This is a genomic window from Collinsella phocaeensis (genome assembly GCF_900119895.1).
Classification (GTDB): Bacteria; Actinomycetota; Coriobacteriia; order Coriobacteriales; family Coriobacteriaceae; genus Collinsella; species Collinsella phocaeensis.
Genome location: NZ_FQLR01000004.1, coordinates 1561777 through 1574759, shown reverse-complemented (window position 1 = coordinate 1574759; position 12983 = coordinate 1561777). Strand labels below are relative to the sequence as shown.

Sequence of the window (12983 nt, the reverse complement as noted above, 5' to 3'; positions counted from 1 at the left end):
AGAGGAGGCGGCGATGAAGGTCGCGTTGGCGCAGATAGACATGAGGCTCGGGGATATCGAGGGCGTGCTCGACCGTCTGGAGAGCCAGGCGCGTCTCGCCCATGGCGCGGGGGCCGGGCTGCTGTGCTGCCCCGCGCCCCTGCTCTGCGGCATGTCCCCCACGGGCCTCATCGAGTACCCCGGCTACGAGCGCGCGCTCGTCGGGGGCCTTGCGGCGCTCGCACGGCGCCTCGAGGACCTTTCCCTGACCTGCGTGGTTCCCGCCGTGGTGTCGTACGAGGGCGCTCCGCTCGTCGAGGCGTTCGTCCTGCGCCGCGGCCGCGCAGTCCCCGCGCGCACCCTGCTTGCCTCGCAGCGCCCCGCATCGCCCGATGCCTGGGTGCCTCCTGTGTTCGAGGTCTCCGGCGTGCGGGTCGCGGTGACGTTCGATGCGGCGCGCGACGTCGAGCGGCTCCCGCACGGCTGCGACCTCGTCCTGTACTTTCAGATCGACGGTTTCTGTCCGTCCGACCCTGAGACCGCGGCGGTCGCTTCCGTCGCGTCCGGAGAGTTCGGCAGGCTCGCGCGCCGGGCGGGGGCGTGGTTCGCGTGCATGGCTCCGGTCGGGGGGTTCGACGACATGGTGTACACCGGGGGCTCCTTCGTCCTGGACGATTCCGGTGCCCTTGTGGCGGCCTCGCCCTCCTTCGAGGAGGACCTGCTCGTCCAAGAGGTGCGCCGGGGCGTCTCCGTCGAGCCCGTCGCGTCGCACGAGCTGCCGGCCTACCGTCGCGAGGAGTGGACGTGGCAGGCTCTCATCTTGCATCTGCGCGACTTCCTGGCCGCGCGCGGGGAGACCCGTGCCGTCGTGCCGCTCGAGGGGGACCTTGCGTCCTCCCTGCTCGCAGCGCTCGCCGTCGATGCCCTCGGGCCGCGCAACGTGATCGGGGTGAGCCTGGGCAGCGAGCGCGCGACGCTTCCCCGCGAGCACATGGAGGAGATCGCTCGCCTCGGCTGCGCCCGCGCCGTGGCGTCGAACCTCGGGATCCGGCTCGTCGAGCGCACCGCCGCCCCCGAGACGCTCGATCGCGACGAATCGGGCGCCGGCGCCGGTCGGATGGATCGCGCGCTCGGCATGCTCTGCCTCGTCGACGTCGCCCGCGAGCTCGATGCCGCGGTCCTGTCCGCGCACACCAAGACCGACGCCGCGCTCGACGCGGCGAGCCTCGCGCTCGACGGGGCGCCGTGGTGCGCCGTCGCGCCGTTCGGCGACCTGTACCTTTCCTCGCTGGAGTTCCTCGCGCGGCATCGCAGCCGCACCTCGAGCGTGCTCCCCGCTCGGCTCATGGCCCTCGATGAGGTCGAGCGGGGCGTCCGCCGCATCCTGGACCGGGCCGTCTCGTCGTTCCCGTGCGACGGGACGGGCGCGCGGGCGATGCGGGAGGTGCTCGCGGGTGCGGACGCCTCCTTCGTGGACGGGGCCCTCGAGGCGCATATCGACCGCAACCTCCCGTTCGAGGAGCTTCCGGGGGCCGAGGGGGACGACCGTGCGCGCGCCCTGCTGCTCGCGCTCGTGCGCGCGGGCGAGGCGTCGCGCCGGGTGCTCCCCCCGTGCCCGGTCCTGTCTCCGCGCTCTCTCGCTGAGCGGGCGTGGCCGATCGGCCTCGCCTGGTCGGATACCGGCGGTTCCGGCGAGGGGCCGTCCACGATCGCCGAGCTCGTGCGCGCCGAGACCGAGCGCGCGGAGCGCGCGGCGGGCGAGCGCGGCCGGAGGATGCGGGCGGAGTTCATGGGACTTTTGGGCAACCTGCTCGGCCTCACGCCCGAACAGCGCGAGCAGCTCATGAGCGAGGAGGGCCAGGCCCGCATCGAGGCGAACATGGAGGAGCTGGGGGCCCAGCTCGAGCGCGCCGTCTCCCAGGGCGAGCTGCAGATGCCGTCGGGTCCGGTCTTCCCGGGGCAGGAATCGCCCGACGCGAGGCCGGGCGATTACCCGTTCTTCTCGCAGAACTGATACGAAGCCGTCCTTGCGCCCTCCGGTTCCGGCAGGTAGTATAAGAACAGATGTTCGTGGACGAGGGCGGGGTGATGGGAATCGTTATTCTGGGAATCGACCCCGGCTTGGCAAACACCGGCTGGGGGATCGTCGAGGAGCGTGCTGGCGAGGTGCGTTGCCGCGCCTACGGCTGCATCCATACGTCAGCCGGTAGCGACTTGCCGGTTCGCCTGCGCCATATCGCCGACGAGCTGCGACAGGTGGTTGAGCGCTACCGCCCGGACGAGGCGGCCGTGGAGAGCGTGTACTTCGGCGCCAACGTTCGCTCGGCCATCCCGACCGCCCATGCGCGCGGCGCCGCCCTGGTCGCCGTCTCGCTCTGCGGCGTCGAGCTCGGCGAGTACACGCCCATGCAGATCAAGCAGTCCGTCGTGGGGACCGGGTCGGCAGACAAGCGTCAGGTCACCTACATGGTCCGGACGCTGCTCCATCTCGACCACGACCCTCATCCCGACCACGCGGCGGATGCCCTGGCCTGCGCTGTGTGCCATGCCCATCTCCGTCGAACCGGAGCGCTCACCCAGGGCGCCTACGTCCAGCAGAGAGGAAACGGATACGTATGATCACCCTGCTTACCGGCACGCTCGTATCGGCCACGCCGAGCGTCGCCGTCCTCGATGTGGGTGGTGTCGGATTCGAGCTCGGCATCTCTGCCACCACGGCGGCGGCGCTCCCGTGCCCGGGGGAGTCCTGCAGGCTGCACTGCCGGCTGCAGGTCCGTGAGGATGCGCTGGCCCTGTTCGGCTTCTCCTCGGCGACCGAGCGAGCCATGTTCGACCGGCTGGTCGCCGTGTCGGGCGTGGGCCCGCGCCTGGCGCTCGCCGTGCTCTCGACATATTCCGTCGATCAGCTGTACGCGGTGGTCTGCGCGGAGGACGATAAGGCCATGTCCAGGGTGCCGGGGGTTGGCAAGAAGACCGCCCAGCGGCTCATCCTCGAGCTCAAGGGCGTTTTCGCCAAGGACCGCGAGCTTTCGGGGATATCGGCGCCCGCCGCCCCCGCCCAGATCGCCCCCGCGGCCCCTGCGGCACTCGATGACGTGCGTGCGGCGCTTCTCGCCATGGGGTTCAGCCCGCAGGAGGCGGAGCTTTCGCTCGAGGGCGCGGACGCGCAGGGCCGCGTCGAGGACCTGCTCGCCGCGGCCCTGCGGCGCTTGGGGGCTGATGCGTGATGTGGGAAGCCGACGACTCCCAGGACCTGTGGGCGGATGCGCCCCGCTCCGACGGGGGAACGGAGCGCTTCGTGACGGGCAACCTCACGCGCGACGACCTCGATGTCGAGCGCGGTCTTCGACCGCAGCTGCTTGAAGACTACTGCGGTCAGGACCACATCAAGCAGAGCCTCCGCATTCTCATCGAGGCGGCACAGACCCGCGGGGAATGCCTGGACCATGTCATCTTCTCGGGGCCTCCCGGCCTCGGCAAGACGACGCTTGCCGCGGTCCTGGCCAACGAGATGGGCGCGCAGATCAAGACCACGTCCGGTCCCGCCATCGCGCGGACCGGGGACCTTGCCGCCATCCTCACCAACCTGCAGCCCGGTGACGTGCTGTTCATCGACGAGATTCATCGGCTCAACCGGCAGGTCGAGGAGATCCTCTATCCCGCGATGGAGGACTTCGCCTTGGATATCGTGATCGGAAAGGGGCCCGCGGCCCGCTCGATCCGTCTCGATATCCCGCATTTCACGCTGGTGGGGGCAACCACGCGCTCCGGCATGCTGACCGGGCCGCTGCGCGACCGCTTCGGCATTTCCTTCAGGCTGGACTACTACTCCATCGACAACCTCGCCGATATCGTCACCCGATCCGCCGGCATCCTGGGGGTTCAGATCGACCGCGCGTCCGCCTGCGAGATCGGGTCGCGCTCGCGCGGGACGCCGCGTCTCGCGAACCGACTGCTCAAGCGCGTGCGCGACTACGCCCAGGTGCGCGGCGGCGGCGCGATCGATTTGGACATCGCTCGGGAGGCCATGGCGTTCTTCGAGATCGACGAGCTCGGGCTCGACTGGATGGATATCCGGATCCTGGAGACGCTCTGCAAGACGTTCCGCGGCCGCGCCGTGGGCCTGTCCACGCTCGCCAGCGCGGTGGGAGAGGACCCCAACACGCTCGAGGACGTGTACGAGCCCTATCTCCTGCAGCGAGGCCTCATCATCCGCACCCCGCAGGGTCGCATGGGCACCGCCGTCGCGTTCGAGCACCTGGGGCTGGAGCCGCACGGGCAATAGCGCCCCCGCGCTCACGGGCGGCCCGGTGCCCCTGCCGGTCCAGCGCCTCGGGCGCGGCGCCTGCCGACGATCGCGGTCCGGCGGGCGGTGCGGACAATTTTTGGCCGTTTGCGAGGTGCCGCAGCCCCTTGTGCGCCCATGCTATGCTGGACGGGTTATTCCTCGAAACGAAGGGACCATGACACCATGATGACCGATATCGAGATCGCGCATTCCGTGACGCCGCTTCCCATCGCCGAGGTCGCCGAGGCGGCCGGGGTCGATACGAAGCACCTCATCCCGTATGGCTTCGACAAGGCGAAGGTCGACTATTCGCTTTTGAACGAGGAAGACAACCATAAGGCAAAGCTGGTCCTCGTCACGGCGATCAACCCCACGCCCGCGGGCGAGGGCAAGACCACCACGACGATCGGCCTGGCGGACGCGTTGCGCCGCCGCGGGATCAAGAGCGCCGTGGCGCTGCGCGAGCCCTCCCTCGGCCCCGTGTTCGGCGTCAAGGGCGGCGCCGCCGGCGGCGGTTGGGCCCAGGTCGTCCCGATGGAGGACATCAACCTGCACTTCACCGGTGACTTCCACGCCATCGGCGCTGCGAACAACCTGCTCGCCGCCATGCTCGACAACCATATCCAGCAGGGCAACGCGCTGGGCATCGACGTCAAGCGCATCACGTGGAAGCGCGTCGTCGACATGAACGACCGCCAGCTGCGCCACGTGATCGACGGCATCGGCGGCAAGGCCCAGGGCGTGCCGCGCGAGGACGGCTTCGACATCACGGTCGCATCCGAGATCATGGCCATCCTCTGCCTTTCGACCTCCATCTCCGACCTCAAGGCGCGCCTGGGCGATATCGTCGTCGGCTACAGCTACGCCGGCGAGCCCGTCCGTGCTAGCCAGCTCAAGGCGCAGGGCGCCATGGCCGCGCTCCTGAAGGACGCGCTCAAGCCCAACCTTGTCCAGACGCTCGAGCACACGCCGGCGTTCGTGCACGGCGGTCCGTTCGCCAACATCGCCCACGGATGCAACTCCATCATGGCCACGCGCATGGCCATGCGCTTCGGCGACGTGGCAATCACCGAGGCGGGCTTCGGCGCCGATCTGGGTGCCGAGAAGTTCCTCGACATCAAGTGTCGCATGACGGGCATCCGCCCCGATGCGGTGGTCGTGGTCGCTACCGCGCGCGCCCTCAAATACAACGGGGGCGTCGCCAAGGCCGACCTCAATGAGGAGAACCTCGAGGCGCTGCGGGCGGGCATGCCCAACCTGCTCCGCCACGTCGACAACATCCAGAGCGTCTACGGCCTGCCGTGCGTGGTCGCCATCAACCGCTTCCCGTCCGATACGGAAGCCGAGCTCGACCTCATCGCGAAGGAGTGCGAGAAGCTCGGCGTGAACGTCCGCCTCTCCGAGGTTTGGGCCAAGGGCGGCGAGGGGGCGCTCGATCTCGCAGACGAGGTGATGCGCCTGGTCGAACAGCCCAGCGACTTCCGTTTCGCCTATGAGGACGGCGCCGACGTCGCCGATGCGCTCGAGGTGGTCGCCACCAAGATCTACCGCGCCGACGGCGTCGATTTCACCCCCGCCGCCAAGCGACAGCTTGCCGAGCTGCGCGCCAACGGATTCGGCAACCTTCCCGTGTGCGTGGCGAAGACCCAGTACTCGTTTAGCGATCAGGACAGGCTGCTCGGTGCGCCCGAGGGCTTCCGCATCACCGTGCGCGAGCTCAAGGTGAGCGCGGGCGCCCATTTCGTGGTGGCGCTCACGGGCAACGTCCTCACGATGCCCGGCCTGCCGAAGGTCCCCGCCGCGGAGAACATCGACGTGGACGACGCCGGCGTCATCACGGGCCTGTTCTAAACAGCCTGCGCGCGACGCGGCGCGTGCTAAAGGGAGATAGCTCCCATGGCGCGCGCCGCCGATCCCGTGCAGACGTGCGCCATCGGGCACGCCCCCCCTGGCGCACGTCCGGCCCGATCATTCGATCTAGGAGAGAGCGATTTCTTTGGCAACGATAATCGACGGAAAGAAGCTGGCGGTCGAGGTGCGCGAGCGCGCCGCCGCCGAGGTGGCCGAGCTCGCATCGCGCGGCATTCCCTGCGGCCTGGCGGTCGTGCTCGTCGGCAACGACCAGGGTTCCGCCACCTACGTGCGCGCCAAGCTGCGCGACTGCGAGCTGTGCGGCATACCCTCGCATGACTACAAGCTCCCCGCCGATACCACCCAAGAGGAGCTCATGGCCCTCATCGCGCGCCTGAACGCCGATGCGGACGTCGCGGGCATCCTCGTCCAGATGCCGCTTCCCGCGCATCTGGACGAGGAGCAGGTGGTCCTCGCGATAGACCCGCTGAAGGACGTCGACGGATTTCACCCCGAGAGCCTCGGCAGGCTCGTTCGCGGACTTCCCGGCCTGCGGCCCTGCACCCCGGCGGGCATCATGGAGATGCTCGATGCCTACGGTATCGACCCGGCGGGCAAAAACGCGGTCATCGTGGGCCGTTCGTCGATCGTGGGCAAGCCCATGTCCCTCATGCTGCTCGCCCGGAACGCGACCATATCCGTCGCCCATTCGCACACCGATCCGCGCGAGTTGGCGCGGATCTGCCAGAGCGCCGATATCCTCGTGGCGGCCTGCGGCATCCCCAAGATGGTCAAGGGGCCGTGGGTGAAACCGGGTGCCGCCGTGATCGACGTGGGCATGGATCGCGACGAGGACGGGAAGCTCTGCGGAGACGTCGACTTCGCCTCGGCGGAGCTCGTCGCGGGGCACATCACGCCCGTCCCCGGAGGCGTCGGACCGATGACGCGCGCGATGCTCATGAGCAACGTCGCGCTCGCGGCGAAGATCCAGCACGGTTTGGCCTAGCTTCTACAAGGGGATCACCGTGCATCTCAGCGCATGGATGAGGAGGGGGAGCGGCCGCTTGAGGCCGCTCCCCTCGTTGGGTTCTCCCGGTTCCTTTTCGATCGACGGTTGCCTCAACGTTCCGCTCGCTTGGTCGTATCGCCGCCCGTCGCTGCGCTCCCGGTCCGTTTCGCATCCTCGCCGGCAAGGCGGATCCCCGCGCGGACCGCTTGGCGCACGACGAAATACGTCGGGACCAGGAGGATGAGGCCAAGGATGAGCTTGGGAACGAGGGAGAAGGCGAGCTGGACGAGCACCGCGTAGATGTCGTAGCTGCTGGGATACATGCCGGCCTCCTTGTCGACGGGGACGTTTCTCGAGGTATTCCTACCCGTTCGCGTGTCCATCGAATCGGGGCGTGTTTCGACCTTGAGCGGCGCAGCGGGTCGGTAGGCGGTTGGCGCATGAAAAAGGACGGCCGAGGGCCGTCCCGTGCGTCGAGCGCTGTAGGGTCGCGTTAGCCGATCTTGCGGACGTTGATCGCCTGGGTCTCGCCGGGCTTCTTGCCGGGGCCGACCTCGTACTCGACGCGGTCGCCCTCGTCGAGGATCTTGTAACCGTCCATCTGCAGGGCGCTGAAGTGCACGAAGACGTCGGAATGCCTGCTGTTCTCGGGCGCGTCGTCGGGGGTGATGAAGCCGAAGCCCTTCTCCTTGAAGAAGGATTTGGTGAGAGTGCCGGTTGCCATACGCTACCTTTCTGTTCGCCCCGCGTGAGGGGTATGCGATCTGCACCGCGAGCGCGATGCAGGATAAATCCTACCCCCGTCCTGCCGCAGCGCTTCGCGAGAATCGATTCTTGCAACACGACGGAAAGGAATGCCCGCGCGGGGTACACTGGACGGGAAGTTACCGGCGGCGTCTCGCCAGCAAGCCTTAGGAGGAACGCATATGGCCTGCACGACCATTCTCATCGGCAAGGAAGCGAGCTACGACGGCTCCACGATCGTCGCGCGCAACGAGGATTCGCCCGGCGGCCAGTTCGAGCCCAAGCGCATGCAGGTCGTGCTGCCCCAGGACCAGCCCCGCGTGTACACGAGCACCGCCTCCCATCTCACGATCGAGCTTTCCGAGGAGCCGATGCGCTATACGAGTGTTCCGGATGCGCTGCCGGGCCATGGCGTTTGGGCGGCCGCGGGCTTCAACACGGCCAACGTGGGCATGTCCGCTACGGAGACGATCACGAGCAACGAGCGCGTCCTCGGAGCCGACCCGCTCGTCGAGTACGTTCCCGCACGGGGCGTAGAGGGGCAGGAGGGTTATGTGCCCGCCGTTCCGGGCGGCCTGGGCGAGGAGGACTTCGTCACGCTCGTGCTGCCGTATATCCGTTCCGCGCGCGAAGGCGTCGAGCGCCTGGGCTCTCTGCTCGAGCGGTACGGGACCTACGAGATGAACGGCATCGCGTTTTCCGATGTCGACGAGATCTGGTGGCTCGAGACGATCGGCGGGCACCATTGGATCGCCAAGCGCGTGCCCGATGACGCCTACGTGACGATGCCCAACCAGCTCGGCATCGACTTCTTCGACCTGGCTGACGCCGAGGGCGCCCAGGTCGAGCATATGGCCAGCCCGGATCTGCGCAGCTGGATGGAAGAGAACCACCTCAACCTCACTCTTTCGCGCCGTTTCGACGCCGAGGACATCTTCGATGCGGAGTACTTCGCCGACGACGAGCCGGATGAGGAGGACGAAGACGGCTCGCTGCTGCCGTTCAGCCTGGAGGAGTTGATCTCCGACCTCGAGCGCGCCGTCGATGCGGGCGACGTGTTCAACCCGCGCGAGGCGTTCGGGTCGCATAGCGACTCCGACCATGTGTACAACACGCCGCGCGCCTGGTTCATGCAGCGCTGCCTCAACCCGCACGACGCTTGGGACGGCCCGGAGGCCGACCTGCACCCCGAGTCCGACGACATCCCCTGGAGCCGCGTGCCCGAGCGGAAGCTGACCATCGAGGACGTGAAGTACGTGCTCTCCGCCCATTATCAGGGCACCCCGTACGACTGCTACGGGCGCTGGGGCACCGAGGACACGCGCCGCGCGTACCGCCCGATCGGCATCAACCGCAACGGGCAGCTCGCCGTGCTCCAGATCCGTCCCTATGTGGCACCGGAGCTGTCCTGCATCCAGTGGATGGCGTTTGGCTCGAATCCGTTCAACGCGCTCTTCCCGCTGTACGGCAACGTGGATACGATGCCGGAGTACCTTTCCAACACCACCGAGCGCGTGAGCACGGACAGCTTCTACTGGTCCAACCGCCTCATCGCCGCCTTGGCAGATGCGCGTTTCCACGAGAATGCCGCGCACATCGAGCGCTATCAGGAAAAGATCGGCGGCATCGGCCATAGGGTGCTGCGCGAGACCGATTCCGCGTGTCGCGGGATTGAGCCCGCGGCGGTTCCGGCTGAGCTCGCCCGCGCCAACGAGCGCATGGCGGATATCCTGCGCGACGAGACGGACGCGTTGCTCGGGCGCGTGCTGTTCCAGACGAGCCTGGCGATGAAGAACGCATTCGCCAGGTCCGATAACTAACGGTCTCGCGCCGTGCCGGCCCGCTTGCCGGCACGGCGCGTTCCCGTCTCCGCTCGCGGGGTACGCGGGCCCGCGAGCGGGTACAAGGCAACAATACGGCGTCGCCCCGTCGGGCGGCATGCGAGAAGGAGGCCCCTATGGCTACGAAATTCGAAGAGCTCGTGAACGGCATGGTCAACATCGGTTTTGGAGCTGCGGCCATCACGGCTGAGCGCGGCAAGGAGGTTCTCGAGAACCTCAACGCGCGCGGCGAGGAGGTTCTGAACAATTTGAACGCGAAGGGCGATGAGGTCCGCCACGATCCCGCCACGCCGGATTTCGCCCGCTCCATGTCCGATATCTTCGAACAGGCCGGCGGCATGTTCACCGATGTCACCGAGCGCCTTGGCGCTCAGGGCGAGACCGCGGCCGAGCGCATTCTGGATGAGCTCATCGTGGCCCGCGTGCGCACCATGGGTGCTTCCGAGCGCACGGCGTTTATCGCTCACGTTCGCGAGCTGGTGGATTCCGTCGAGGACGGCCCCGTGTCCGTTCCCGTGGAATCCGTCGAGGTCGAGGACGCTGGCGCGGATACGGCTGAGCAGGGCGAGTAGCTTATCCCATGGCATCTGAACCCGAACCAACCCAAAAGAGCACGGCGGCACAGGGGCCGGCGGCCAAGTTGTCGCCCGAGGACACCGTGGTGCTCGACGGCGTGGAGGAGGCGCTGCGCTCGCTGCACCGTCGTCCCCGCGCGGTCGACGCCTTCCCGGACGAGCCCGATTCCATGGCGCCCTCAGAGCAGTTCCAGCTCACCGCGGTGGGCAGGCGCCGCCGCATCGGTGAGATCTTTCGCCTCGCGCGGAAGTACGAGGTGTGGCACGATATCACGCCGCGCCGCCTGCGCCATCTGCTGGAAGAGCTCGGCCCCATGTTCGTCAAGATGGGGCAGATTCTGGCGAACCGCTCCGAGATCCTTCCCCAGGAGTACTGCGATGAGCTCAGGCGCCTGCGCAGCGACGTCGAGCCGGTTCCGTTCGCGGTGGTGCACGACTGCCTCGCGGCGGAGTACGACCGTCCGCTGAACGAGATATTCTCCGAGATCGATCGCCGCCCGCTCGGCAGCGCGTCGCTCGCGCAGGTCCATCGCGCCCGCTTGGTGACGGGCGAGGATGTCGCCGTGAAGGTTCAGCGCCCCGGCGCCCAGCAGGTCATGGCCCAGGATATCGACATCATGCGGTCCATCGTGCGCCATGCGTCGAAGTTCGTGAAGACCGATCAGTTCATCGATCTCAAAGGCGTCATCGAGGAGCTTTGGCAGTCCTTCCGCGAGGAGACCAACTTCCTCATGGAGGCCCGCAACCTGGACGATTTCTATCGATTCCATGCCTGTACGCGCGGCATCTCCTGTCCTCGCTCGTACCTGGCGTACTGCACCGAGCATATCGTGGTGATGGACTACATCGAGGGGATCTCGATTGCCGATCCAGACGGCTTGCGCGCCGCGGGCTACGATCTTGAGAAGATCGGCTCGATGATCGTCGAGGACTACGCCACGCAGGTGCTCGACGATGGGTTCTTCCACGCCGACCCGCATGCGGGCAACATCATTCTGAAGGACGGCGAGGTCAACTTCATCGACCTCGGGATGGTCGGCCGCATGTCGAGCCATGACCGCGGCATCGTGAAGGACATGATCTTCTCGGTGGCCGAGGGCGATGTTCCCAAGCTGAAGGACTCCCTCATGCGCTTCGCGGTGACGCGCGGCGATTCCTCGGAGCTCGACCACTCCACGTTTCTGTCCGACCTCGATTTCATCATCGCCGACTTCGCGGGCCTCGACCTGAAGGACCTCGATATCGGCGAGTTCCTCACCTCGCTCGTGAGCCTCGCGCGCAAAAACGACATCGAGCTTCCGAGCGTGGTCACCCTGTTTGCGCGCGGCATGGTCACGCTCGAGGGCCTGCTCACCGAGTACATGCCCAACGTCAACATGATTGAGATCATCTCGGCGCACATCAAGCACGAGAAGAGCTCCTATCAGCGGCTGCAGGAGGGCGTCGAGGAGCTTGCTGGCGCCTCGCTGCGCGCGGTCCGCGGGCAGTTGGAGGCGGCTGAGCAGCTAGGACTGGCATCTCGGATGCTCACGCGCGGCCAGCTCAAGATCAACGCCCAGGTGCTCGGCAGCGAGCAGGTGCTCCGACGTCTCGGCGGCATCGTCGATCGCATGTCCATGGCCATCGTCATCGCGGGCCTCTTCATCGGGTCCTCGGTGGTCTACTACGCCAAGATCGAGCCGGTCATCTTCGGCATACCGGTCATCGGCTTCCTTGGGTACACCAGCGCGCTCATCCTGGCTTTGGGGCTGGGGCGCGAGATCTGGCGCAACAGTCACGCCGGCAGGTAGCCGCGGCGGGACGGCCTTCCTTCCGCCGCGCCCCTCTGCGCCCGATGCGACGCAGAGGGGCGCGGTTTCGCGTTCTTACGGCCGCGCGACGATGATCTCGGCGTCGACGGTTATGGAGGCCAGCGCGTCCAGGTCGAGCTGGCCCTCGGCTATATCGAAGGCGACGGGGCTCATGCGGATGAGGTCTCCGGCGTCTTGCCGGCAGACCGGCGAGGTCTGCGTGATGCGCCGCCGCGATGCGATGCGCATGTGCCGCGCGAGGTGCTCTGCCACGCCGTGATCGTCGAAGGGCGCATGGGCGAGGTGCTCGGCCGCAAGCTGCCGCAGCTCGACCATGTGCCGTTCGGCGGGAACAACCTTGATCAACACGCCGTCCGGCTTGAGCACGCGCTTGAATTCGGCGTAGTTCGCCGGGGTGAAGACGTTGAGGACGGCGTCGGCCACGTGGTCGCGCAGCGGGATGCGCGCGAGGTCGGCGATAAGCCAGCGCTCGCGCCCGCCGCCGCGCGCCGCGCAACGGATGCCGTCCCGGGCAAGATCAAGGCCGATGGCATCGCATCCATGCGCGCGCGACACGGCCTTCGCGTAGGTGCCTTCTCCGCATCCGGCATCCACGACGAGGGAGCCGGGGCCGAAGGACGCGGTCTCCTCCACGAGCGCGTCGCGCACGGCGTCGTAGTAGCCGGCGTCGAGGACGCGCCGCCGGCTCTCGAAGAAGTGCCCGTCATAGCCCTTGAGGGCGACGGGTCGCGCCATAAGCGTGAGAAACCCCTTGGACGATACGGCGAAATCGTGCCCCGCCGCGCAGGCGACTGAGGCCGTGCGCGCATGCAGGTCCGACCCGCAGATGGGGCAGCGCAGCAGCGGCGCGATGTCGAGATGCTTCTGGATACCGGCGCGGGTCAT

The 12983-nt window shown here is 67.6% G+C and carries 12 protein-coding genes; 9 read left to right on the top strand and 3 right to left on the bottom strand.

Going from position 1 to position 12983, the window contains the following annotated elements; genetic code table 11:
• Window positions 1-13 precede the first annotated feature (13 nt).
• The 6 genes from BQ7355_RS08850 to folD all read left to right on the top strand — a co-directional run bounded on the left by BQ7355_RS08850 (window position 14) and on the right by folD (window position 7124).
• On the top strand, window positions 14-1993 hold the full coding sequence (locus tag BQ7355_RS08850) for a carbon-nitrogen hydrolase family protein (protein WP_072415843.1): 1980 nt from the start codon (window positions 14-16) through the stop codon (window positions 1991-1993).
• Window positions 1994-2073: 80 nt separating this feature from the next.
• Window positions 2074-2598: a crossover junction endodeoxyribonuclease RuvC gene (gene ruvC, locus BQ7355_RS08845; protein WP_072415989.1), complete on the top strand. Its 525-nt coding sequence runs from the start codon at window positions 2074-2076 to the stop codon at window positions 2596-2598.
• Window positions 2595-3206 carry a Holliday junction branch migration protein RuvA gene (ruvA, locus tag BQ7355_RS08840; RefSeq protein WP_072415842.1) on the top strand — a complete coding sequence of 204 codons (612 nt, stop codon included), beginning with the start codon at window positions 2595-2597 and terminating at the stop codon, window positions 3204-3206. The genes ruvC and ruvA overlap by 4 nt, the downstream gene beginning before the upstream one ends.
• Window positions 3206-4264 carry a Holliday junction branch migration DNA helicase RuvB gene (ruvB, locus tag BQ7355_RS08835; RefSeq protein WP_072415841.1) on the top strand — a complete coding sequence of 353 codons (1059 nt, stop codon included), beginning with the start codon at window positions 3206-3208 and terminating at the stop codon, window positions 4262-4264. The genes ruvA and ruvB overlap by 1 nt, the downstream gene beginning before the upstream one ends.
• 186 nt (window positions 4265-4450) lie before the next feature.
• On the top strand, window positions 4451-6118 hold the full coding sequence (locus BQ7355_RS08830) for a formate--tetrahydrofolate ligase (RefSeq protein ID WP_072415840.1): 1668 nt from the start codon (window positions 4451-4453) through the stop codon (window positions 6116-6118).
• Between the two features lie 145 nt (window positions 6119-6263).
• Window positions 6264-7124: a bifunctional methylenetetrahydrofolate dehydrogenase/methenyltetrahydrofolate cyclohydrolase FolD gene (gene folD / locus BQ7355_RS08825; protein WP_072415839.1), complete on the top strand. Its 861-nt coding sequence runs from the start codon at window positions 6264-6266 to the stop codon at window positions 7122-7124.
• A gap of 113 nt (window positions 7125-7237) precedes the next feature.
• On the opposite strand, the gene BQ7355_RS08820 is transcribed toward folD, so the two are convergent.
• The gene (locus BQ7355_RS08820) at window positions 7238-7450 is read right to left on the bottom strand and encodes a hypothetical protein (RefSeq protein ID WP_072415838.1); all 213 of its coding nucleotides are present in this window, start codon (window positions 7448-7450) and stop codon (window positions 7238-7240) included.
• A gap of 170 nt (window positions 7451-7620) precedes the next feature.
• On the bottom strand, window positions 7621-7851 hold the full coding sequence (locus tag BQ7355_RS08815; RefSeq protein ID WP_072415837.1) for a cold-shock protein: 231 nt from the start codon (window positions 7849-7851) through the stop codon (window positions 7621-7623).
• Between the two features lie 202 nt (window positions 7852-8053).
• Here BQ7355_RS08815 and BQ7355_RS08810 point away from each other — a divergent pair, with 202 nt between their 5' ends.
• The 3 genes from BQ7355_RS08810 (at window position 8054) to BQ7355_RS08800 (ending at window position 12077) form a co-directional block, all read left to right on the top strand.
• Window positions 8054-9691: a C69 family dipeptidase gene (locus tag BQ7355_RS08810; RefSeq protein ID WP_072415836.1), complete on the top strand. Its 1638-nt coding sequence runs from the start codon at window positions 8054-8056 to the stop codon at window positions 9689-9691.
• Window positions 9692-9828: 137 nt separating this feature from the next.
• The gene (locus BQ7355_RS08805) at window positions 9829-10284 is read left to right on the top strand and encodes a hypothetical protein (RefSeq protein ID WP_072415835.1); all 456 of its coding nucleotides are present in this window, start codon (window positions 9829-9831) and stop codon (window positions 10282-10284) included.
• Window positions 10285-10292: 8 nt separating this feature from the next.
• Window positions 10293-12077, top strand: a complete 1785-nt coding sequence (locus tag BQ7355_RS08800; protein WP_083581678.1) for an ABC1 kinase family protein — start codon at window positions 10293-10295, stop codon at window positions 12075-12077.
• A 75-nt stretch (window positions 12078-12152) separates the two neighbouring features.
• Here BQ7355_RS08800 and BQ7355_RS08795 read toward each other — a convergent pair whose 3' ends face one another.
• Window positions 12153-12983, bottom strand: a complete 831-nt coding sequence (locus BQ7355_RS08795; RefSeq protein WP_072415833.1) for a methyltransferase domain-containing protein — start codon at window positions 12981-12983, stop codon at window positions 12153-12155.

What these genes read in the sequence shown, in the direction of transcription:
- BQ7355_RS08830 (WP_072415840.1), top strand. Translation starts at nt 4,451, where the DNA reads ATGATGACCGATATCGAGATCGCGCATTCCGTGACGCCGCTTCCCATC.
- BQ7355_RS08815 (WP_072415837.1), bottom strand. Translation starts at nt 7,851, where the DNA reads ATGGCAACCGGCACTCTCACCAAATCCTTCTTCAAGGAGAAGGGCTTC.
- BQ7355_RS08850 (WP_072415843.1), top strand. Translation starts at nt 14, where the DNA reads ATGAAGGTCGCGTTGGCGCAGATAGACATGAGGCTCGGGGATATCGAG.
- ruvA (WP_072415842.1), top strand. Translation starts at nt 2,595, where the DNA reads ATGATCACCCTGCTTACCGGCACGCTCGTATCGGCCACGCCGAGCGTC.
- ruvB (WP_072415841.1), top strand. Translation starts at nt 3,206, where the DNA reads ATGTGGGAAGCCGACGACTCCCAGGACCTGTGGGCGGATGCGCCCCGC.
- BQ7355_RS08805 (WP_072415835.1), top strand. Translation starts at nt 9,829, where the DNA reads ATGGCTACGAAATTCGAAGAGCTCGTGAACGGCATGGTCAACATCGGT.
- BQ7355_RS08810 (WP_072415836.1), top strand. Translation starts at nt 8,054, where the DNA reads ATGGCCTGCACGACCATTCTCATCGGCAAGGAAGCGAGCTACGACGGC.
- BQ7355_RS08820 (WP_072415838.1), bottom strand. Translation starts at nt 7,450, where the DNA reads ATGTATCCCAGCAGCTACGACATCTACGCGGTGCTCGTCCAGCTCGCC.
- BQ7355_RS08800 (WP_083581678.1), top strand. Translation starts at nt 10,293, where the DNA reads ATGGCATCTGAACCCGAACCAACCCAAAAGAGCACGGCGGCACAGGGG.
- BQ7355_RS08795 (WP_072415833.1), bottom strand. Translation starts at nt 12,983, where the DNA reads ATGACCCGCGCCGGTATCCAGAAGCATCTCGACATCGCGCCGCTGCTG.